This window comes from Micromonospora sp. IBHARD003 (assembly GCF_056106285.1).
In genome coordinates, this window is the sequence record NZ_JBWBBX010000001.1 from 5,917,160 (window position 1) to 5,938,322 (window position 21,163).

The window sequence follows — 21,163 nt, forward strand, 5'->3', positions numbered from 1 at the left end:
GGCCGGTTCCGTGATGCCCCGCAGATCCTTCGGAAGGCCCGGACGATTCACGGGGGCACTACCAGTCCCAGGATCCCCTGGCCGGAGGCAGTCCCGCGATCTCGGCGGTGTCCCGCGCGGTCAGGTCGAGCGCGGCGGCCGCCGCGTTCTCCACGGCCCAGCTCTCCCGCTTGGCACCCGGCACCGGCACCACGTGCCGTCCCCGTCCTCGTACCCACGCGAGCGCCACCTGCGCCGGAGTGGCCCCGTCGCCGTGCCGTTCGGCGATCCGGCGCAGCCCCGCCACCAGCGGCTGGTTCGCCGCCATCATCTCCGCCGTGAACCGCGGATGCCGCGCCCGCGGATCGTCCGGCTCGAAGCCTTCGCCAGGCGTCAGCGTCCCCGTGAGGAAGCCGCTGCCCAGCGGCATGGCCGCCAGGAAACCCACACCGCGGGCCTCGCACCAGGGCAGCAGATCCCCGAGGGCCTCGGGCGACCACACCGACAGCTCCGCCTCGACAGCGCTGACCGGGAAAACCTGCTGGATCCGCTCCAGTTGACGAATCGTTCCCTCGTAGGGCCCGCTCCGATGCCCGCCCGTTCCCGCCGCACCCGCCCGCACCGTCCCGGGCCTGCGCTTCGTCGTTGCACCGACCGCGCAGAGTCCGAGCGCCCGTACCTTGCCGGCCCGGACCAGCTCCGCCATCGCACCCCAGGTCTCCTCCACCGGAACCTCGGGATCCGCCCGGTGGAGCTGGTAGAGGTCGATCACACCGGTGCCGAGTCGCCGCAGCGACGCGTCGCAGGCCCGCCGTATGTACTCCGGGCGCCCGTTGGCCACGATGTGCTGATCGCCGCCCACCAGCAGGCCCACCTTGGTGGACACGAACGCGTCCGCCCGCCGCTCCCTCAGCACACGGCCGAGCAGCAGCTCATTGGTGAAGGGGCCGTACATGTCGGCCGTGTCGAGCAGAGTGACACCGGCGTCGAGCGCCGCGTGCACCGTACGCAGCGAGCGGTCGCCCCGCCGCTGCGAGGCGGTGTAGGCCCAACTCATCGGCATACAGCCGAGGCCGATCGCGCCCACTTCGAGAGCTGCCGCGCCGATTGTCCTGCGCTCCACCTGCCCGTACCCCTCCTTGTGCCGCACCCAAACTAACCTCTGGCAGGCACCCGGCTTCGCATAGCCTCCCGACCATGAACGCACGCGACGTATGGCTCCCCATCGCGGCCGGCGAGATCGGCGGCCTCCCCGATTCCGGTGCCTCGGGGCTCAACTACCGCTACTGGGACGGCGGTGAGGACTTTCCCGCCGATCCGGCCGACTGCGTCTTCTACGCCGTCCCCTATATGAAGGGCACCGAGATCGTGGTGCGGCCCCTCGCGGCCATGAGGTCCGTTCAGGTCGTCCAGACCCTGTCGGCCGGTATCGACCACGTGGAGCCGGGGCTCGGCGCGCTCCCTGCCGGCGTACGCCTCTGCAACGCCAAGGGGGTTCACGAGGCGAGCACCGCGGAGCTGGCCCTCGCCCTCGTCCTGGCGTCCCTGCGCGGCATCCCCCGATTCGTGGAGGGCCAGCGCGAGGAGCAGTGGCGCAGCGGCTTCTATCCGGCGCTCGCCGACAAGTCCGTGCTCATCGTCGGGTACGGATCGATCGGCGCGGCCATCGAGGACCGGCTCGTACCCTTCGAGTGCGCGCGGGTGGCGCGCGTCGCGCGCTCCGCACGCGCAACGGAGCGCGGCGAGGTGCACCCACTCTCCGAACTCCCCACGCTGCTCCCCGAAACGGATGTGGTGATCCTCTCGACACCGCTCACCGCCGCGACCCACCGCCTCGTGGACGCCGGCTTCCTGGCCTCGATGAAGGACGGCGCCCTGCTGGTGAACGTCGCGCGCGGACCGGTGGTGGACACCGCGGCGCTCCTCGAGGAGACGGCGACCGGCCGGATCACGGCCGCCCTCGACGTGACCGACCCCGAGCCGCTGCCCGCAGGGCACCCTCTCTGGCATGCGCCCGGCGTGCTGATCAGCCCTCATGTCGGCGGATCCACTTCGGCGTTCCTGCCGCGCGCGAAGCGGCTGCTGGCCGGGCAGCTGCGCCGGTTCTCTGCCGGGGACCCGCTGTGCAACGTGGTTCTCACGACACGGTGAGGCGCCTTCGCGCGGGCCGGTGACGGGGGCGGGCCAGGCCCGCGGCGGGGGGCCCGCGGCGCGGCCGCTCCCCACTGCCCTGTGGACGAGCGACCGCATCCGGCGGACACTCAATGGAGTCATCCGGATGCGCCGCGTGTCGGACGTGCCGCAAGTTCGTCACTGAGAGTAGAGAACCCCTGTCCCTGAGTGACGAGACTGGTGTATCGTCCCGACTTGGGGGCTGCGTCGTACACGGGGCGGCGCTACCGGAGTGTTCAGGACTTCGAGGGGGGCGACGGGCGATGCACGGCCAATGGACCAACGATCCGACGCGGCGGAAGTGCCGCCGACCACTCTTGCGCACGCCGGTCTCGCGCACACCGAGGCGCGCCCCGAGACGTGCACCGAAGTGCCGCCTCCGGGACCGGGGGCGGAGCCGGATGAAACTGTCAGGGGCGGCGCGGTGATTGCCGACGGGGCCCTCCTGGCGCGCCCTTCGGTTTCCGAGGGCAGTCCGGGACGGCTTCCTCAGGTCCTGCTCACGCTGGCCAGCGGCGGCTATGCCGCAGGCGCCGCGCTGGGCTGGGGGTCCGAGCAACTGGCCCAGATCATGGGTGACTTCGGCCTGAGCGTCGCGGCCCTGCTCGCCTCCGTGTCCTGCTTTCTGCACGCCCGTACACGGGGCGTCCGGTTTCGTCCCGCCTGGCTGCTGTTCTCGATCTCCTCGGCCATGGCCGCGTGCGGAAACGCCGTATGGGGCTGGTACGAGGTGATCCTCGGCCGCGAGGTGCCGAGCCCGTCCGTCGCGGACGTGTTCTTCCTCTGCTTCGCGCCACCGGCCATCGTCGGGCTGCTCGTCCTCGCCAAGCGGCCGGTGACACGCGCCGGCTGGGTCTGCCTCGCCCTCGACTCCTGGCTGATCGGCGGCTCCCTGCTCACCCTGTCGTGGAGCCTCGCACTCGCCCACACCGCGCACTCCCAGGGCGAGAGCGTGTCCGAGGCGGCGCTGTCGCTCGCCTACCCGCTGCTGGACATCGTCCTCGTGAGCATGGTCCTCGCGCTGCACTTCCGGCGGTCCAGCACCAGCCGCCCGGCCATCAACACCGCGATCGCGGCCCTGGCCCTCACCGTGCTGTGCGACGCGCTGTTCACCTCGCCGCTGCTGCGGGAGAGCTACCGCTCGGGCCAGCTGCTCGACGCCGGATGGTTCACCGGCTCGCTCCTGCTCGCCTACGCGCCCTGGGGAGTGCGCAGGATGGAGGCGGGGGCCCCGCAGCGCGGCCCCCGCCCGGTGGCCCATCCGGCCTTCAGCCGGCCCGTCACGGGTTCGCTCGCCGCCCTCACGCCCTATCTGGCGGCCGCCGTCTGCACCCTCGGGATCCTCTACAACGTCACCGAGGGCCGCCGTGTCGACCGGGTGGTCCTCTTCACCGGATGCACCGTCGTCCTCGCGCTCGTCGTCCGGCAGGGCATCATGCTGCTGGACAACATCGCCCTCACCCATGAACTGGCGCAGAAGGAGAACCACTTCCGCTCCCTCGTGCAGGGCTCGAGCGATGTCATCATGATCGCCGCACCGACCGGTGTGCTCCGCTACGTCAGCCCCGCCGCCGCAGGGGTGTACGGGCGGGACGCGGACGAGCTCATCGGGTCCGAGCTGGCGTCACTGATCCATCCCGAGGATCTGGGGCGTGTGGTCCACGAGGTGCGCCGGTTCCTGGCCGCTCCTCCCTCCGAGGAGCCCACGACCCGTATCGAATGCCGCTTCCGGTCCGGAACCGGCCAGTGGCTCAATGTCGAGTCCACGGTCAAACGCCACGAGGGCGGGCTGATCTTCAACAGCCGGGACGTCACCGAGCGGGTGCGCCTCCAGGCCCAGCTGCAGCACAACGCCGAACACGACCCGCTCACCGACCTGCCCAACCGCGCGCTGTTCACCGAGCGGGTCCGCCAGGCACTCGGCGGACGCCGGGCCGGCGATCCCGGGACGGCCGTGCTCTTCATCGACCTGGACGGTTTCAAGGCGGTGAACGACCGCTTCGGCCACCAGGCCGGGGACGAGCTGCTGATCCAGGCCGCCCGCCGGCTCCAGGACTCCGTAAGGGCCGGGGACACCGCGGCCAGGCTCGGCGGGGACGAGTTCGCCGCCCTCATCCTCGGCCAGGGCACCCGCGACCTCAGCGTGCACCGGGACCAGGTGCACGAGATCGCCGACCGGCTGCGCCTGACCCTGTCCCAGCCCTACCGGGTGGACGGCAACGAGGTGCGGGTCGCCGCGTCCATCGGCGTCGCCTTCGCGGAGCCCGGTATCAGCGCCGGCAGCCTGCTCCGCAACGCCGATCTCGCGATGTACCGCGCCAAGGCGGGCGGCAAGGACCGGGTCGAGCTGTACGTCCCCCAGATGCAGCCCGAGACCGGCCATCGCCCCGAAGCGGGGAACCGGACGCGCACCGCCGTCCACGACGGTGAGTTCGCGCTGCTGCACCAGCCGGTCGTCAGTCTCAGCAGCGGAAGGATCGCCTCCGTCGCCGCGCAGGGCCGCTGGAGATCCGCTCAGGGCATCCTCTTCACCCCCGCCGAGTTCCAGCGGCTCGCCGAGGACGACAGCCGCACCACCGAGCTCGGCCGCAGACTCCTCGAGGAGGCTGTCGAGCAGGCCGCGGAGCGCAGCCGTCTCGGCCACGAGGTCCCGGTCTCGGTCCGGCTGTCCGCGCGCCGGCTGCTGGACCGGTCGATTCCGCTCGGCTCCGTCGAGGCACTGCTCACCCGGCACGGTCTGCCCTCGGGCGCCCTCGTGCTCGAGCTCGCCGACAGCGACCCCCGGATCTCGTTCGACGAGCTGGAGCAGCGCCTGGTCGCCCTGCGCCGGCTCGGCGTCCGTATCGCGCTGGACGGCTTCGGGAGCGGCTACGCCGCGATCAACGCGCTACGGCGGCTCCCCGTCGACGTCCTCAAGCTCGACCGCGGGCTGGTCGAGGGCGTCGTCGAGTCCGCCCGGCTGCACAAGATCACCGCGGGGCTGCTGAGGATCGCCTGCGACCTCGGGATGCAGTCCGTGGCGGACGGCGTGGACGAGCCGGAGCAGGTGCTCGCCCTGCGGGCCATGGGCTGCACCCACGGCCAGGGGATGGCATTCTCGGGCCCCCTGGACGAGTACCGGCTGCGCCGCGCCCTGGTGCGTGCGGAGTATCCGGTGCCGGGGCCGGTGGTTCCCGGCGCATGGCGCGTGCTCAGCGGCGGCTGCCTTCCGGTACACCGTTCCCCGGCCCCGACCCCCGACATCATCGGACGTCAGCCAATGCGCTCAAATAATGAGACGCCCGTCCCACCCACTTGACAGTGACGGTGCGTCGGGGGGAGGGTCAGTGCCATGCGCACCCGAATTCTCGTACTTGGAAAGCGCGTCGGCTAGCAGTCCCCTGCACGGGTCTGTCCATCGCACCGACGCGCTCCCCTCGCTTGCCTACCGGCACGGGGGGTTTTTTGTTGCACTGGCACTGGCACCCAACCCGCACATTCCCCGCAAAAACCCTCAGCTTCGAGAAGAGAATGCCGATGACCGAACAGGCCACCGGGGCCCACCATCCGCAGCCGCGGGCCCGTACGAGCGGACAGACCTCCGCCGGCGTCACGCACGTCACGGGCGCGCAGTCCCTCATCCGCTCTCTCGAGGAAGTCGGGGCCGACACCGTGTTCGGTATCCCCGGCGGTGCCATCCTCCCCGCGTACGACCCGCTGATGGACTCCTCCCGGGTCCGCCACATCCTGGTCCGCCACGAGCAGGGCGCGGGCCACGCCGCGACGGGCTACGCACAGGCCACCGGCAAGGTGGGCGTGTGCATGGCCACCTCGGGACCGGGCGCCACCAATCTGGTGACGCCGATCGCCGACGCCCACATGGACTCCGTCCCGCTGGTCGCGATCACCGGCCAGGTGGCGAGTAAGTCCATCGGGACGGACGCCTTCCAGGAGGCGGACATCTGCGGCATCACGATGCCGATCACCAAGCACAACTTCCTGGTCACCAAGGCCGAGGACATTCCGAAGACGATCGCCGAGGCCTTCCACATCGCCTCCACGGGCCGTCCCGGGCCGGTCCTCGTCGACATCGCCAAGGACGCCCTGCAGGCCCAGACGACCTTCAGCTGGCCGCCGCAGACCGACCTGCCCGGCTACCGGCCGGTCACCAAGCCGCACGCCAAGCAGATCCGCGAGGCGGCGAAGCTGATCACCCAGGCCAAGCGGCCCGTCCTGTACGTCGGCGGCGGCGTCCTCAAGGCCCGCGCCACCGCCGAGCTCAAGGTCCTCGCGGAGCTCACCAACGTCCCCGTCACCACCACCCTGATGGCGCTGGGCGCATTCCCCGACAGCCACCCGCTGCACGTGGGAATGCCGGGCATGCACGGTTCGGTCACCGCCGTCACCGCGCTGCAGAAGGCCGATCTGATCATCGCCCTCGGCGCCCGCTTCGATGACCGCGTCACCGGCAAGCTGGACAGCTTCGCCCCGTTCGCCAAGATCGTCCACGCCGACATCGACCCGGCCGAGATCGGCAAGAACCGCGCCGCCGACGTCCCGATCGTCGGAGACGCCCGCGAGGTCATCGCGGATCTCGTCCAGGCCGTCCAGGCCGAGCACAACGAGGGCAACACCGGCGACTACAGCGCCTGGTGGCAGGACCTCAGCCGGTGGCGCGAGACCTATCCGCTCGGCTACGACCTGCCGGACGACGGCAGCCTCTCGCCGCAGCAGGTCATCCAGCGCATCGGGCAGCTGGCCCCGCAGGACACGATCTTCGCGGCCGGTGTCGGCCAGCACCAGATGTGGGCGGCCCACTTCATCGACTACGAGAAGCCGGCGACCTGGCTGAACAGCGGCGGTGCGGGGACCATGGGCTACGCGGTCCCGGCGGCCATGGGTGCCAAGGCGGGGATGCCGGATCGTACGGTCTGGGCGGTCGACGGCGACGGCTGCTTCCAGATGACCAACCAGGAACTGGTCACCTGCGCGCTGAACGGCATCCCGATCAAGGTCGCGATCATCAACAACGGGGCCCTGGGCATGGTCCGCCAGTGGCAGACCCTGTTCTACAACGAGCGCTACTCGAGCACCGTGCTGCACGCTGACGAGACGGGCCACCACACCACCGGCTCCCAGCTCGGCGCGTCCACCTCGCCCCGCAAGGGCACCAGGGTCCCGGACTTCGTCAAGCTGTCCGAGGCGATGGGATGCGTCGCCCTGCGCTGCGAGGACCCGGCCGACCTCGACAAGGTCATCGCCGAGGCCAACGCGATCAACGACCGCCCCGTCGTGGTCGACTTCATCGTCCACGAGGACGCCATGGTGTGGCCGATGGTCGCCGCCGGCACCTCCAACGACGAAGTCATGGCCGCGCGCGGGGTCCGCCCCGACTTCGGCGACAACGAAGACGACTGAGCGACCGGCGAGAGTAGAGAGAGACACAACGATCATGTCCAAGCACACGCTCTCCGTCCTGGTGGAGAACACGCCGGGCATCCTGGCCAGGATCGCCGCGCTGTTCTCCCGCCGCGGCTTCAACATCGACTCGCTCGCCGTCGGCGTCACCGAGCACCCGGACATCTCCCGCATCACCATCGTGGTCAATGTGGAGGACCTCCCGCTGGAGCAGGTGACCAAGCAGCTCAACAAGCTCGTCAACGTTCTGAAGATCGTCGAGCTGGAGCCCAGCGCAGCGGTCCAGCGCGAGCTGGTCCTGGTGAAGGTCCGCGCCGACAATGAGACCCGCTCCCAGATCGTCGAGATCGTCCAGCTGTTCCGGGCCAAGACGGTGGACGTCTCGCCCGAGGCCGTCACCATCGAGGCCACCGGATCGAGTGACAAGCTCGAGGCCATGCTGAAGATGCTGGAGCAGTTCGGCATCAAGGAACTCGTCCAGTCGGGCACGATCGCCATAGGGCGGGGCGCCCGCTCCATCACGGACCGCAGTCTGCGGGCCCTCGACCGCAGCGCGTAACGCTTCCGCCGAGGTCCGGGCGGCCCCGGCCGCCCGGATGGCGAGACTCGAAGTCCACCTCGTCCCTCACCGCCGTACGGTGGGACGCAACACAGGAACATCCAAGGAGAAACCCAGTGGCCGAGCTGTTCTACGACGACGACGCCGACCTGTCCATCATCCAGGGCCGCAAGGTCGCGGTCATCGGCTACGGCAGCCAGGGGCACGCCCACGCGCTGTCGCTCCGTGACTCCGGTGTGGACGTCCGCGTCGGTCTGCACGAGGGGTCCAAGTCCAAGGCCAAGGCCGAGGAGCAGGGCCTGCGCGTGGTGACGCCGTCGGAGGCCGCCGCCGAGGCCGACGTCATCATGATCCTGGTCCCGGACCCGATCCAGGCCCAGGTGTACGAGGAGTCCGTCAAGGACAATCTGAAGGACGGCGACGCCCTCTTCTTCGGCCACGGCCTCAACATCCGCTACGGCTTCATCAAGCCCCCGGCCGGTGTCGACGTCGCGCTCGTCGCCCCCAAGGGCCCGGGTCACCTGGTCCGCCGCCAGTACGAGGAGGGCCGCGGCGTCCCGTGCATCGCGGGCGTCGAGCAGGACGCGACCGGCAACGCGTTCCCGCTCGCGCTCTCGTACGCCAAGGGCATCGGCGGCACGCGCGCAGGCGTCATCAAGACCACCTTCACCGAGGAGACCGAGACCGACCTCTTCGGCGAGCAGGCCGTGCTGTGCGGCGGAACCGCCGCGCTGGTCAAGGCGGGCTTCGAGACCCTGGTCGAGGCCGGCTACCAGCCGGAGATCGCGTACTTCGAGTGCCTCCACGAGCTGAAGCTGATCGTGGACCTGATGTACGAGGGCGGCCTGGAGAAGATGCGCTGGTCGGTCTCCGAGACCGCCGAGTGGGGCGACTACGTCACCGGCCCCCGCATCATCACCGACCAGACCAAGGCCGAGATGAAGAAGGTCCTCTCCGAGATCCAGGACGGCACGTTCGCCAAGAACTGGATGGACGAGTACCACGGCGGTCTGAAGAAGTACAACGAGTACAAGACGCAGGACGAGAACCACCTGCTGGAGACCACCGGCAAGGAGCTGCGCAAGCTCATGAGCTGGGTCGACAACGAGGAGGCGTAAGCCTCCGTGCGGCGGGTCCGGAAGGGCCCGCCGCACGTCGTTGGACAAGCGGTCCAACACGGACGGGTGATCCTTCCGCCAAGGCGGAAAACCGGCACCCCATGACCACTAGAGTGGTCAACACATACGCGTCAGGTCAGGCCCACAGCGTCGTGCGTCTTCCACGCGGCTAGCCCCTCCACCGCCAGGCGGCCGTCGGGACGGCCGTCCTCCCTCGTGGCTCTTCGAGCACGGGGGTGCTCCCAGGACCAGTGAGGACACACGTGAGCACTGCGCCTCGTAAACCCGTCGTACTCATCGCCGAAGAGCTGTCGCCCGCGACAGTCGACGCACTCGGCCCGGACTTCGAAATCCGGAAGTGCACCGGCGCGGACCGCGCCCAGCTGCTTCCTGCCATCGCCGACGTCGACGCGATTCTCGTACGCTCCGCCACCAAGGTCGACGCCGAGGCCATCGCCGCCGCGCGCAGGCTGAAGGTCATCGCCCGCGCCGGTGTCGGCCTGGACAACGTGGACGTCTCCGCCGCCACCAAGGCCGGTGTGATGGTCGTCAACGCCCCGACGTCCAACATCGTGACCGCCGCCGAGCTCGCCTGCGGTCTGATCGTCGCCACCGCGCGCAACATCCCGCAGGCCAACACGGCCCTGAAGAACGGCGAGTGGAAGCGCTCGAAGTACACGGGCGTCGAGCTCAGCGAGAAGACGCTGGGTGTCGTCGGCCTCGGCCGTATCGGCGTGCTGGTCGCCCAGCGGATGTCCGCCTTCGGCATGAAGATCGTCGCCTTCGACCCCTACGTACAGCCCGCGCGCGCCGCCCAGATGGGCGTCAAGCTGCTCTCGCTGGACGAGCTGCTCGAGGTGTCGGACTTCATCACCGTCCACCTCCCGAAGACCCCGGAGACCGTCGGCCTGATCGGCGACGAGGCGCTGCACAAGGTCAAGCCGACCGTCCGCATCGTGAACGCCGCGCGCGGCGGAATCATTGACGAGGAGGCGCTGGCCAGCGCCCTCAAGGAGGGCCGGGTCGCGGGCGCGGGCCTCGACGTGTACGCGAAGGAGCCCTGCACGGACTCCCCGCTCTTCCAGTTCGACCAGGTCGTCTGCACCCCGCACCTCGGCGCGTCCACGGACGAGGCCCAGGAGAAGGCCGGTATCGCGGTCGCCAAGTCGGTGCGGCTCGCCCTCGCCGGTGAGCTGGTGCCCGACGCCGTCAACGTCCAGGGCGGTGTGATCGCCGAGGACGTGCGCCCGGGCCTGCCGCTCGCCGAGAAGCTGGGCCGGATCTTCACCGCGCTGGCGGGCGAGGTCGCGGTCAGGCTGGATGTCGAGGTGTACGGCGAGATCACCCAGCACGATGTGAAGGTGCTCGAGCTGTCCGCGCTGAAGGGCGTGTTCGAGGACGTGGTCGACGAGACCGTGTCGTATGTGAACGCACCCCTGTTCGCCCAGGAGCGCGGTGTGGAGGTCCGTCTCACCACCAGCTCCGAATGCCCCGACCACCGCAACGTGGTCACCGTGCGTGGCACGCTGTCCGGCGGCGAAGAGGTCGCCGTCTCCGGCACGCTGGCCGGTCCGAAGCACCTCCAGAAGATCGTCGCCGTCGGTGACTACGACATCGACCTGGCCCTGGCCGACCACATGGTCGTGGCCCGCTACGAGGACCGCCCGGGTGTCGTCGGCACCGTCGGCCGGATCCTCGGCGAGGCCGGGCTCAACATCGCGGGCATGCAGGTCGCGCGTCAGTCGGAGGGCGGCGAGGCGCTGGTCGTCCTCACCGTCGACGACACCGTCCCGCAGAACGTGCTGAACGAGATCGCCGAGGAGATCGGCGCGACCTCCGCCCGTTCGGTCAACCTGGTCGACTGAGCGAACCCGGCCGACCGAACCGGAGCCGCACAGCATTCCGCGCACCCGCCCTCGACCGCTCGTCCCGTACGAGCGGTCGAGCGGCGGGTGCGCTGCGTGCTCACGAGCCCTGCGTGGGCCGGCCCCGGAGCCCGTCCGACTTGAGCGCCATGTGCAGCAGCAGCCGGTCCTCGCCCTCGTCCAGGTCGAGTCCGGTCAGCTGCTCCACCCGTGAGAGGCGGTAGTACAGCGTCTGACGGTGGATGCCGAGCTCCGCCGCGGCGCGTCCCGCCTGTCCCGCACAGTCCAGGAACACCTCGGCGGTCCGGGCCAGCTCGGTGTGCGCGGGGACCAGCAGGGGACTCACCGCGGGGTCGGGGGCCATCGCCGGTGGCAGCGCCGTCAGCAGTCGGTACGGCCCGATGGCGGACCAGTCGGCGACCGTGCCGAGCCGGGGCTGGGCCAGTGCGGCGCGCGCCGCGGAGTTCGCCTCCCGCCAGGAGCGGTCGAGCTCGGTGATACCGCGGCGGGGGAGTGCGACACCGGCGGTGCCGCCGAGCCGGGCCGCCGCCGAGTGCGCGGGGCCGAGGGCGTCGGCCGAACGGAGCCGCACGAGCACCGCGAGCGCCTGGGCCACAGGCTCCGGGGCAACGGAGGACCCCTCCGGGCGATCGGTGCCCCCTGGACCGTCCCACGGAACCGGGCAGAGGGCCGTCGCGCCCGGAACGCTACGCGGCGGGGGCACGTCCACCGCGGGCCGCGGCGCCACGCACACCACCGTGTGGAGTCCGTCGGCCGCGGAGCCGAGGGCGGTACGCAGCGTCGCCAGGGCCATGCCGTACTGCCAGCCGCGCTCGGCCGTGAGCACCGCACGGAACTCCCGCGACAGATCCGAACCGGCCCTCTCCTCGTCCGCGAGCAGCACGCCGATCCGCTCGGTCACCTCCATGGCCGCGCCCAACTGGTCCTGGGTGGGGCCCGGGTCCGCGTCGAGGAGCCAGACATAGCCGAGCGCGATCCCGCGGTGGCGGACGGGCAGACAGATCCGGCCGCGGTTGACCCCCGCCTCGGGGGCCGCCGGAATCCGCACCGGCCCGGTCGCCCGGGCGATGCCGAACCCTTCGAACCAGGCACGCACGGCCGGGGTGGACTTTCTGGTCAGGATCGAGCGCGTACGGACCGGGTCCATCGCGCTGTCGTCCTCACTGTCGTGCGCACCGAAGGCGATCAGTCCGAAGTCCCGGTTCTCCAGGGTCGCGGGGGCACCCAGCAGCCCCGAGATCTCGTCCACCAGGTCTTGGTAATCGCCCTTCACCCGGACATTCTCGCACCGGACGGACGTCGCTTCAGACAAATGTATGAACTCGGGGGCGCGGATGCGTGACAGCTGTCGATGGCCGAGCATCGGAGCGATATTTAGGTTTCACGGTGGTTCCCCGTGCCGTACCCGGTCCGCCCGGTTCCGGCCGTCATCGACCCCGTTCCGTGGAGGTGCCCGTGCTGGGTCCCGTGATCCTTGCCGCGTCGCGCAGCGACAAGATGCGCCGTCTGGTGTCTGCGGCCCCGGTGACCAAGCCCGTGGTCAACCGGTTCATCCCCGGCGAGACGGTCGACCAGGTCATCCCGATCGTCGCGGACCTGACGAGCCGCGGGCTCGAGGTCACGCTGGACGTGGTGGGCGAGGACATCACCACCCGCGAGCAGGCCACGGCCGCCCGCGACGCCTACCTGGAGCTGATCGGGCGACTCGAGGCCCTCGGCCTCGGGGCCAGGGCCGAGATGTCGGTGAAGCTGTCGATGTTCGGACAGTCCCTCGAAGGCGGCCATGAGCTGGCGCTCGCCAACATCCGCCCGGTCGTCGAGGCCGCCGCGGCGATCGGCACCACCGTCACCCTGGACGCCGAGGACCACACCACCCTCGACTCGATGTTCGCGATCCACGAGGGGCTGCGGAAGGACTTCCCGCAGACGGGCTGTGTCATCCAGGCCTACCTCTTCCGCACCGAGGCCGACGCCCGGCGGCTCGCCGCAGCCGGCAGCCGCGTCCGGCTCGTGAAGGGCGCCTACAAGGAGCCCGCGACCGTCGCCTACCAGGACAAGTCGGAGATCGACAAGGCGTACGTCCGGATCCTGAAGATTCTGATGGAGGGACAGGGGTACCCGATGATCGGGTCCCACGATCCCCGGCTGATCTCCATCGCACAGGAGCTCGCGCGGCGTGCCGGGCGCAAGATGGACGAGTACGAGTTCCAGATGCTGTACGGCATCCGCAGCGACGAGCACCTCCGGCTGGCGGCCGAGGGCCACCGGATGCGCGTCTACACGGCGTACGGCACCGACTGGTACGGCTACTTCATGCGCCGCCTGGCCGAGAAGCCGGCCAACCTGCTGTTCTTCGTGCGCTCGATGATCACCAAGAACTGACCAGAGGGCCCAGGACCAAGCCCTTCCACCCCTCGCAAAAGGAGCCAAGGAACTCATGGACGCTGTGACCCAGGTCCCCGCCCCGGTCAACGAGCCGATCCAGGGCTACGCCCCCGGTTCGGCCGAGCGCACGCGGCTCGAGGCCAAGCTCAAGGAGCTGGCCGAGAACCCGATCGACCTCCCGATGACCATCAACGGCGTGAAGCGCATGGGTGGCGGCGAGGAGTTCAAGGTCGTCCAGCCGCACAACCACCAGGCCGTCATCGGCACCTTCCGGGGTGCCACCCAGCAGGACGCGCAGGACGCGATCGATGCCGCGCTGGCCGCCGCTCCGGCGTGGCGCGCGATGTCCTTCGACGACCGCGCCGCGATCATCCTGCGCGCCGCGGAGCTGCTGGCCGGTCCCTGGCGCGAGACGATGGCCGCCTCCACGATGCTGGGCCAGTCGAAGACCGCCCAGCAGGCCGAGATCGACACCCCGTGCGAGCTCGTCGACTTCTGGCGCTTCAACGTCGCCTATGCCCGCCAGATCCTGGCCGAGCAGCCCCCGGCCAACTCCCCGGGTGTGTGGAACCGGCTGGACCACCGTCCGCTGGAGGGCTTCGTCTACGCGATCACCCCGTTCAACTTCACCGCGATCGCCGGCAATCTGCCCACCGCCCCGGCTCTCATGGGCAATGTGGTGATCTGGAAGCCGTCCCCGACGCAGACCCACGCGGCCGTGCTGCTGATGCAGCTGCTGGAGGAGGCCGGTCTGCCCAAGGGTGTGATCAACCTGGTGACGGGCGACGGCATCGCCGTGTCCGAGGTGGCGCTGAACCACCCGGACCTCGCCGGCATCCACTTCACCGGCTCGACCAGGACCTTCCAGCACCTGTGGAAGACCGTCGGCAACAACATCGAGAAGTACCGCTCCTACCCGCGCATCGTCGGTGAGACGGGCGGCAAGGACTTCGTCGTCGCCCACCCGAGCGCCGACCGCGCCGTCCTGAAGACCGCGCTGACCCGCGGCTCCTTCGAGTTCCAGGGCCAGAAGTGCTCCGCGTCCTCGCGCGCGTACGTCCCGGCCTCCATCTGGAACTCGGGCTTCAAGGAGGAGTTCGCCGCCGAGGTCGACGCCATCAAGATGGGCGACGTCACCGATCTGACCAACTTCATCGGCGCCGTCATCGACGAGCGGGCCTTCGCCAAGAACAAGGCCGCGATCGACCGTGCGAAGGCCGACTCGAGCTGCACGGTCGTCGCGGGCGGTACGTACGACGACTCGGTCGGCTACTACGTCCGTCCGACCGTCATCGAGTGCACGGACCCGGAGAACGAGGTCTTCACCACCGAGTACTTCGGCCCGATCCTCGCCGTCCACGTCTACGAGGACGAGAAGTACGAGGAGATGCTGGCGCAGATGGAGTCCGTCTCGGCGTACGCGCTGACCGGTTCGATCATCGCCGGTGACCGTGCGGCCGCGGCCGACGCGATGGAGAAGCTCCGCTATGCCGCGGGCAACTTCTACATCAACGACAAGTCGACCGGTGCCGTCGTCGGCCAGCAGCCCTTCGGCGGCGGCCGTGCCTCCGGCACGAACGACAAGGCCGGCGCCCCGCAGAACCTGATGCGCTGGACGCTGACCCGCGCGATCAAGGAGACCCTGGTCCCGCCGACCGACTACCGCTACCCGCACATGGGCTGACGCCCGCAGGGCCCCGAGGGCCCGCCCCGTGACCCCGCCCCCCGCCGGCCACCCCAGCCCGGCCGGGGGCGGCTCACGTTCCGCTGGCTTAGGCTGCTGAGAGGAGAAGGGGGGCCGCGCCGAGGAGGCACGCCATGCCCGGATCCACGACTCTCGGCCCCGGTCACGGGGTCGACAGCATCGACCACACCGATGCGCAGCGGCTCGCGTCCGTCATGAGGGAACTGCACCGGCTGCTGGACGAGGCGGGACCGAACCGGCTCACGGATCCGCAGGTCGCGGCGTTGTGCAGCCATGAAGCGCACAGCCGGGACGAGTTCACCGGGTGGGTGGGGCGTGTGGCCGGATACCTCGAGAAGGTCACCGCCGGCTGAGGCCCGTCCAGCGCACCCGAGGTCCGGCCGGGCGAAGGACCGCGGCGCCCGCAGCCGCACCGGACGTGCGGTCATACGCGGGGCACCCTCCTGTTCAGGAAGCCGTCGACGAGTGCGGCGATCTCGGGTGCGTGCGTCTCCAGCGCGAAGTGGCCGGTCGGGAGGAGATGGATCTCGGCGTCCGGAAGGTCACGGCGGAACGCCTCTGCCCCTGCCGGGACGAAGATCTCGTCGGGCGGGGCGTGACGGATCGGCGGATGGGGTGCGAGCGACGGCAGCGGCCCGCGGCACCTGTCGCCGCCCGGACGGCGGCGCCGCCCAAGCGGCCTGTCAGAGTGGGGCCATGAGCGCATCGCTGTGCACCGTGCACACCCATCAGCTCTCCGAGGCGGCGCTCGGTGAGATCCGTGCGTTGCTCGACGCCGCCTTCGACGGCGACTTCGACGACCAGGACTGGGAGCACGGACTCGGCGGCATCCATGCCCTCGTTCGTGACCGCGAGGGGCTGGCCGCCCATGGCAGCGTCGTCATGCGCCGAGTGGCGCACGGGCGGCGTTCGTACCGTGTCGGCTATGTCGAGGCGGTCGCGGTCCGGTCCGACCGGCGCCGTCAGGGGCTGGGTGGACGGGTGATGGCGGCTCTGGAGGCAGTGATCGACGGGGCGTACGACCTCGGGGCCCTGTCCGCGTCGGACGACGGCGCCGCGCTCTACGACGCTCGCGGCTGGCGGTTGTGGCGGGGCCGTATCGAGGCGATGGGGCCTCAGGGACTGATCCCGCTGCCTGATGAGGAGGGCTCGACGTATCTCCGGCGGTCGAGCGCCCGGCCCCTCCCGGATCCAGCCACCGGCGCGCTGCTGTTCGACTGGCGCGAGGGAGACGTTCTCTGAGCGCCCGGTTCGTCACGGGCCTGCGGCGATACCCCCGGGTGCATCCACCCTCAGGGCTTCCACCAGCGATGTTCCAAGATCGCGTCTCAGATAGTAGGAAGTCCGACTAATTGTAGAGACACAGCGTCCCTGCTCCCTTACTTTTGTAGAAGCCGAACGTCTCGCTCGATCAAGCGAATGGCGGTCGTGAGCCGGTGCCCGAGGCAGGCAACCCCTGCGGCCCGCTCCCCGCCCCTTCCGGCCCCTCGCAGATATGCCGCGCGGTTTCCGCACGGCTCTTGATCTCAAGGAGTCGATCACCATGTCCGAGACGACCCTCCGCCGTCGTGTCCGCCACACCCCGCGTGTGAGCGAAGCCGACCGCAAGAACGCCGCCGCCGCCCTGCAGCGAGCCCTTGACCGCAGGGACAACGGCGGCGAGACCGGTCACCAGACCATCAGGCAGAGCGCCTGACCTCGAAGTAGTCGATGCGCTCGCCGCTTTCGGCGAGTGCGGACACCTTCAGTTTCGGCGCTGCACCGGCTTCCGCCTCGACCGCGAGGAAGGAGAAGCCGGTGTAGCGCACGCGCGACCACTCGACCAGGTCCGGGTCGGGCAGCCTCAGCTTCGTCCAGTGGAACGTCACGATGTGGTCGTGGTCGTGCACATGGCCCTCATAGCTGTCCTTCACCCCGGGGCCGAAGCCGTACAGGCCGGCCCCCGCGCCGCCCGCCGTGACGTACACGATGCCGTCACGCGTCGGGTCGGTCGTCGCGCCGATCGGCACGGGCTTGCCGACCTCGCCGCCCTTGACGGCGTCCGTGCGCTCGTACACATGGTTGTGGCCGTTGATGACCAGGTCCACCTGGTGCTTGGTGAACAACGGCAGCCAGGCGTCCCGTGGGCCGCCGTCCGAGGCGTGCGTCGACGTCGAGTACATGCAGTGGTGGAAGAAGACGACCACGAAGTCGATCTCCGGCCGGGCGCGCAGTTCGCCGAGCCGCTTGTCCAGCCACGCCGTCTGCGCACCGTCCGTGTAGCCCTTGTTGGCCGGGATCTCGTACGAGACGTCATTGGCGTCCAGGGCGACGACAGCCACGTTGCCGTACGTGAACGAGTACACGCCCGGGGCCTTCTCGGCGTCGGGGCCGTTGTCCGGGAGCGACCAGCGCGCCGACTGGCCGCCGTAGCCGTTCGGGGAGTACCAGGCTTCCATGTCGTGATTGCCGGTGGTGACCATCCACGGCACTCGTGAGGCGACGCTCTCCGTCTGTGCCAGGAACTGGTCCCACACCCGGGCGTCGTAGGTGTCCGACTCCTTGCCCTGTCCGCTGCTGTCGGCGTAGCAGATGTCTCCCGCGTGCAGATGGAAGGAGGGGTTCTGGCCGAGGATCAACTGGTCGTTGGCCAGGGCGTCATAGCTCACTCCCTGGTCGCCGAACGCGGTGAAGACGAACTTCCCCGGCGTCGCCGGCGCCGTGCGGAATGTGCCGATGGTCGACATGCGTGAGGCGTCCGCGGGATCGAAGCCGTCGTGACCGACGCCGTAGTAGTACGTCGTGCCCGGCTTCAGTCCGTCGAGCCCCACGTGGAGGTAGTACTGGTCGACCGCGGGCAGTTTGCGCGACAGCGACGGCGTGTGCAGCGGGCGGAGCTCGGCCTCGATCTTCCGGCTGAGCTCCCACGGCTTCAGCCCGACCCGCACATAGGGCCTGCGCACCGCGAACGGCACCTGCCAGGAGATCCGCATCTGCGTCTTCGGGTCGGCACCGAAGGCCAGGTGGCGGCCGAACGGAGCCACGAGCGAGCCGTCGACCCCGGCCGTGGCGGCGGCTGTGACCAGTGTGGGGGAGGCGGTGGCCGCGCTCGCCCGGCCGGCCAGCAGCCCGCCGCCGGCAGCGGCGAGACCTCCCGCGAGGCCGCCGGTCAGTGCCCCGCGCCGGGAGACCCTGGGGCGGGCGTGCCGGGCGCGCAGATACTCGTGCTGCTCGGGCATGCTCATGCCATGTGCAAGCTGGTCGGGGATCCCGACCCGTGGGGTGTTTTCGGTCATGCGAGAAAACTTGCCAGTAACTTACGACCCCCGGCCAGACTGCGGATGAACGAATTTCAACGAAAACTTGCGGGACGGAGTGAGTGCCTCCATAAAACCTTCGTCCGCATGATGGACAGTGCGTGTCAGGAGCTGGGACGGGGGAGTACGGTGCCGGTATGTCTCGCAGCCTCAATCTCGCAGTGATTCCCGGCGACGGTATCGGCCAGGAGGTCGTGTCCCAGGGCCTCAAGGTCCTCTCGGCCGTACTCCCTGAGGACGTGAAGCTGGAGACCAGGGAGTACGACCTCGGCGCCCAGCGCTGGCACCGCACCGGGGAGACCCTTCCGGACGCGCAGCTCGAGGACCTCAAGCAGCACGACGCGATCCTGCTCGGTGCGATCGGCGATCCGTCCGTACCGTCCGGCGTTCTGGAGCGCGGATTGCTGCTCAAGCTCCGCTTCGCCTTCGACCACTACGTCAACCTGCGTCCGTCGAAGCTTTTCCCGAACACCGCGACCCCGCTCGCCGGCCGTCCCGACATCGACTTCGTCGTCGTGCGCGAAGGCACCGAAGGCCCGTACACCGGCAACGGCGGCTCCCTGCGCACCGGCACGCCCGCCGAGATCGCCACGGAGGTCAGCGTCAACACCGCCTACGGTGTCGAACGGGTGATCCGTGACGCCTACGAGCGGGCCAATTCCCGCCCCCGCAAGAAGCTGACGCTGGTCCACAAGAACAACGTGCTCGTCTACGCGGGCCACATGTGGAAGAGCGTCTTCGACCGGGTCGGCCGGGAGTACCCCGAGGTCACCACCGACTATCTGCACGTCGACGCCGCCACGATCTTCTTCGTCACCCAGCCGGAGCGCTTCGACGTCATCGTCACCGACAACCTCTTCGGCGACATCCTCACCGACCTCGCCGCAGCCGTGACCGGCGGTATCGGCCTGGCCGCATCCGGCAACATCAACCCGACCGGTGCGTTCCCGTCCATGTTCGAGCCCGTCCACGGGTCCGCACCCGACATCGCGGGCCAGGGCAAGGCCGACCCGACGGCCACGATCCTGTCCGTCGCCCTTCTCCTGCGCCACCTCGGTTTCGAGCCCGAGGCCGTGCGTATCGAGGAGGCCGTCGCCGCGGACCTGGCGGCCCGGGACGGAAGCGCTCGCACCACCGACGAGATCGGCGACGCGCTCGCCGTACGAGTAGCGGGCTGATCCTCCTCCAGAGCGGAAGAGCCTGGGGGGACCCCCAGGCTCCCGAAACCTCGAAGCCGCCGGGTCGCACAAAACCCGGCGGCTTCTCCTGTGCGGCCTCCGGGTGCCACCATCAAGCCATGGGCCGCAAGCAAGGCACTCCGACCCGGCTTCCCGCGCACTGCGATAATCGAGCGTGGGGCCGCATGGCGCGGGGAAGCTCGGACGGCCCGGCACGGTACAAGACGTACCGGCCGGGGGTGCTCCGGGCGGACATGCAGGCGGTCCGTCACATACACACGGTGAAGGACACGCAGACATGACGACGACCACGATCGAACTCAAGCCCTCCTCGAATCCCCTGTCGGCCGCGGAGCGCGAGGCGATCCTGGCCAACCCCGGATTCGGCCGCCACTTCACCGACCACATGGTGACGATCAAGTGGACCGAGGGACGCGGCTGGCATGACGCGCAGCTCACGCCGTACGCGCCGCTGTCGATCGACCCGGCGAACATGACTCTGCACTACGCCCAGGAGATCTTCGAAGGGCTCAAGGCCTACCGCAGGCCCGACGGCTCCGTCGCCACCTTCCGCCCGGACGCCAACGCCAAGCGCTTCCAGCTCTCCGCCCACCGGATGGCGATGCCGGAGCTGCCGGTCGAGACCTTCATCGCGGCCTGTGACGCCCTCGTCCAGCAGGACAAGGACTGGGTCCCGCCGCACGGCGGCGAGGCTTCGCTCTATCTGCGCCCGTTCATGATCGCGACCGAGGTCGGCCTCGGTGTGCGCCCTGCCAACGAGTACCTCTTCCTGGTCATCGCCTCCCCGGCGGGCCCGTACTTCCCCGGTGGCGTGAAGCCGGTCTCCATCTGGCTCTCCGAGGACCGTGTCCGCGCCGTGCCCGGCGGCATCGGCTTCGCCAAGACCGGCGGCAACTACGCCGCCTCCCTGCTCGCCCAGGCCGAGGCGGCCGCGAAGGGCTGCGAGCAGGTCGCCTACCTCGACGCGGTGGAGCACAAGTGGGTCGAGGAACTGGGCGGTATGAACCTGTACTTCGTGTACGGCAACAAGATCGTCACGCCTGAGCTCACCGGCTCGCTCCTCGCGGGCGTCACCCGTGACTCACTGCTCAAACTCGCCCGCGACCTCGGCTACGAGGCCGAGGAGGGCAGGATCTCCATCGACGACTGGCGGCGCGACAGCGAGAACGGCACGCTCAACGAGGTCTTCGCCTGCGGTACGGCCGCGGTCATCACCCCCGTCGGTCAGGTCAAGTCCGCCGGGGCGGAGTGGGCGCAGGCGGACGGCCGGCCCGGCAAGGTCACGATGGAACTGCGCACGGCGCTCCTCGACATCCAGACGGGTGCCGCCGAGGACCCCCATGGCTGGATGCATGTGATCGGCTGACGCCCGTCACCTGTGACGAAGGCCCTCACCGCGCGAAGCGGTGAGGGCCTTCGCTTTGGTGGGTACACGATCGAGCTGTCGGTTGACCGAGCCGTGTCGAC

Annotated in this window: 17 protein-coding genes; 13 read left to right on the forward strand and 4 right to left on the reverse strand. The window is 69.8% G+C overall.

All coding sequences use genetic code 11. The features are described 5' to 3' along the window. Positions 1 to 58: 58 nt before the first annotated feature. Positions 59 to 1,102 (reverse strand): aldo/keto reductase, encoded by a 1,044-nt coding sequence (locus ACTWOL_RS26345; RefSeq protein WP_474299272.1) that lies wholly within the window; start codon positions 1,100 to 1,102, stop codon positions 59 to 61. 74 nt (positions 1,103 to 1,176) lie between these two features. On the opposite strand from ACTWOL_RS26345, the gene ACTWOL_RS26350 reads away from it, so the two are divergent. The 6 genes from ACTWOL_RS26350 (at position 1,177) to serA (ending at position 11,090) form a co-directional block, all read left to right on the forward strand. Further along, positions 1,177 to 2,130, forward strand: a complete 954-nt coding sequence (locus ACTWOL_RS26350; RefSeq protein ID WP_474299273.1) for a 2-hydroxyacid dehydrogenase — start codon at positions 1,177 to 1,179, stop codon at positions 2,128 to 2,130. A 295-nt stretch (positions 2,131 to 2,425) separates the two neighbouring features. Further along, positions 2,426 to 5,449: a putative bifunctional diguanylate cyclase/phosphodiesterase gene (locus ACTWOL_RS26355; protein ID WP_474299274.1), complete on the forward strand. Its 3,024-nt coding sequence runs from the start codon at positions 2,426 to 2,428 to the stop codon at positions 5,447 to 5,449. Positions 5,450 to 5,661: 212 nt separating this feature from the next. Further along, a complete protein-coding gene (locus ACTWOL_RS26360) occupies positions 5,662 to 7,548 on the forward strand; it encodes an acetolactate synthase large subunit (protein ID WP_474299275.1) in 1,887 nt (628 codons plus the stop codon). Between the two features lie 34 nt (positions 7,549 to 7,582). Then, a complete protein-coding gene (ilvN, locus tag ACTWOL_RS26365; RefSeq protein WP_138052994.1) occupies positions 7,583 to 8,107 on the forward strand; it encodes an acetolactate synthase small subunit in 525 nt (174 codons plus the stop codon). Positions 8,108 to 8,223: 116 nt separating this feature from the next. Then, positions 8,224 to 9,225 (forward strand): ketol-acid reductoisomerase, encoded by a 1,002-nt coding sequence (gene ilvC / locus ACTWOL_RS26370; protein WP_474299276.1) that lies wholly within the window; start codon positions 8,224 to 8,226, stop codon positions 9,223 to 9,225. Between the two features lie 263 nt (positions 9,226 to 9,488). Beyond that, positions 9,489 to 11,090: a phosphoglycerate dehydrogenase gene (gene serA, locus ACTWOL_RS26375; protein WP_474299277.1), complete on the forward strand. Its 1,602-nt coding sequence runs from the start codon at positions 9,489 to 9,491 to the stop codon at positions 11,088 to 11,090. 100 nt (positions 11,091 to 11,190) lie between these two features. Here the strand turns inward: serA and ACTWOL_RS26380 are convergent, their stop codons facing one another. Next, positions 11,191 to 12,384: a PucR family transcriptional regulator gene (locus tag ACTWOL_RS26380; RefSeq protein ID WP_474299278.1), complete on the reverse strand. Its 1,194-nt coding sequence runs from the start codon at positions 12,382 to 12,384 to the stop codon at positions 11,191 to 11,193. Positions 12,385 to 12,566: 182 nt separating this feature from the next. Between ACTWOL_RS26380 and ACTWOL_RS26385 the strand changes: the two genes are divergently transcribed. The 3 genes from ACTWOL_RS26385 (at position 12,567) to ACTWOL_RS26395 (ending at position 15,554) form a co-directional block, all read left to right on the forward strand. Next, positions 12,567 to 13,493 (forward strand): proline dehydrogenase family protein, encoded by a 927-nt coding sequence (locus ACTWOL_RS26385; protein WP_474299279.1) that lies wholly within the window; start codon positions 12,567 to 12,569, stop codon positions 13,491 to 13,493. 55 nt (positions 13,494 to 13,548) lie between these two features. Continuing rightward, positions 13,549 to 15,180 carry an L-glutamate gamma-semialdehyde dehydrogenase gene (gene pruA / locus ACTWOL_RS26390; RefSeq protein ID WP_474299280.1) on the forward strand — a complete coding sequence of 544 codons (1,632 nt, stop codon included), beginning with the start codon at positions 13,549 to 13,551 and terminating at the stop codon, positions 15,178 to 15,180. A 134-nt stretch (positions 15,181 to 15,314) separates the two neighbouring features. Continuing rightward, positions 15,315 to 15,554 (forward strand): hypothetical protein, encoded by a 240-nt coding sequence (locus tag ACTWOL_RS26395; protein ID WP_474299281.1) that lies wholly within the window; start codon positions 15,315 to 15,317, stop codon positions 15,552 to 15,554. Between the two features lie 71 nt (positions 15,555 to 15,625). Here the strand turns inward: ACTWOL_RS26395 and ACTWOL_RS26400 are convergent, their stop codons facing one another. Next, the gene (locus ACTWOL_RS26400) at positions 15,626 to 15,907 is read right to left on the reverse strand and encodes an alpha/beta fold hydrolase (RefSeq protein ID WP_474299282.1); all 282 of its coding nucleotides are present in this window, start codon (positions 15,905 to 15,907) and stop codon (positions 15,626 to 15,628) included. Here ACTWOL_RS26400 and ACTWOL_RS26405 point away from each other — a divergent pair. Both ACTWOL_RS26405 and ACTWOL_RS26410 read left to right on the forward strand, forming a co-directional pair. Next, on the forward strand, positions 15,898 to 16,443 hold the full coding sequence (locus ACTWOL_RS26405) for a GNAT family N-acetyltransferase (RefSeq protein ID WP_474299283.1): 546 nt from the start codon (positions 15,898 to 15,900) through the stop codon (positions 16,441 to 16,443). The genes ACTWOL_RS26400 and ACTWOL_RS26405 overlap by 10 nt on opposite strands. A 301-nt stretch (positions 16,444 to 16,744) precedes the next feature. Further along, positions 16,745 to 16,897 (forward strand): hypothetical protein, encoded by a 153-nt coding sequence (locus tag ACTWOL_RS26410; protein ID WP_474299284.1) that lies wholly within the window; start codon positions 16,745 to 16,747, stop codon positions 16,895 to 16,897. Here the strand turns inward: ACTWOL_RS26410 and ACTWOL_RS26415 are convergent. Beyond that, positions 16,881 to 18,476 carry a purple acid phosphatase family protein gene (locus ACTWOL_RS26415; protein ID WP_474299285.1) on the reverse strand — a complete coding sequence of 532 codons (1,596 nt, stop codon included), beginning with the start codon at positions 18,474 to 18,476 and terminating at the stop codon, positions 16,881 to 16,883. The two genes, ACTWOL_RS26410 and ACTWOL_RS26415, sit on opposite strands and share 17 nt — an antisense overlap. A 158-nt stretch (positions 18,477 to 18,634) precedes the next feature. Between ACTWOL_RS26415 and ACTWOL_RS26420 the strand changes: the two genes are divergently transcribed. Next, positions 18,635 to 19,675 (forward strand): 3-isopropylmalate dehydrogenase, encoded by a 1,041-nt coding sequence (locus ACTWOL_RS26420; RefSeq protein ID WP_474299286.1) that lies wholly within the window; start codon positions 18,635 to 18,637, stop codon positions 19,673 to 19,675. Between the two features lie 298 nt (positions 19,676 to 19,973). Beyond that, positions 19,974 to 21,062: a branched-chain amino acid aminotransferase gene (locus ACTWOL_RS26425; RefSeq protein ID WP_474299287.1), complete on the forward strand. Its 1,089-nt coding sequence runs from the start codon at positions 19,974 to 19,976 to the stop codon at positions 21,060 to 21,062. Positions 21,063 to 21,163 lie beyond the last annotated feature (101 nt).

Bases quoted from the DNA above. Each gene is read 5' to 3' on its own strand.
- ACTWOL_RS26350 (WP_474299273.1), top strand. From the start codon at position 1,177: ATGAACGCACGCGACGTATGGCTCCCCATCGCGGCCGGCGAGATCGGC.
- ACTWOL_RS26355 (WP_474299274.1), top strand. From the start codon at position 2,426: ATGGACCAACGATCCGACGCGGCGGAAGTGCCGCCGACCACTCTTGCG.
- ACTWOL_RS26360 (WP_474299275.1), top strand. From the start codon at position 5,662: ATGCCGATGACCGAACAGGCCACCGGGGCCCACCATCCGCAGCCGCGG.
- ilvN (WP_138052994.1), top strand. From the start codon at position 7,583: ATGTCCAAGCACACGCTCTCCGTCCTGGTGGAGAACACGCCGGGCATC.
- pruA (WP_474299280.1), top strand. From the start codon at position 13,549: ATGGACGCTGTGACCCAGGTCCCCGCCCCGGTCAACGAGCCGATCCAG.
- ACTWOL_RS26395 (WP_474299281.1), top strand. From the start codon at position 15,315: ATGCCCGGATCCACGACTCTCGGCCCCGGTCACGGGGTCGACAGCATC.
- ACTWOL_RS26405 (WP_474299283.1), top strand. From the start codon at position 15,898: ATGAGCGCATCGCTGTGCACCGTGCACACCCATCAGCTCTCCGAGGCG.
- ACTWOL_RS26400 (WP_474299282.1), bottom strand. From the start codon at position 15,907: ATGCGCTCATGGCCCCACTCTGACAGGCCGCTTGGGCGGCGCCGCCGT.
- ACTWOL_RS26410 (WP_474299284.1), top strand. From the start codon at position 16,745: ATGTCCGAGACGACCCTCCGCCGTCGTGTCCGCCACACCCCGCGTGTG.
- ACTWOL_RS26415 (WP_474299285.1), bottom strand. From the start codon at position 18,476: ATGACCGAAAACACCCCACGGGTCGGGATCCCCGACCAGCTTGCACAT.
- ACTWOL_RS26420 (WP_474299286.1), top strand. From the start codon at position 18,635: ATGTCTCGCAGCCTCAATCTCGCAGTGATTCCCGGCGACGGTATCGGC.
- ACTWOL_RS26425 (WP_474299287.1), top strand. From the start codon at position 19,974: ATGACGACGACCACGATCGAACTCAAGCCCTCCTCGAATCCCCTGTCG.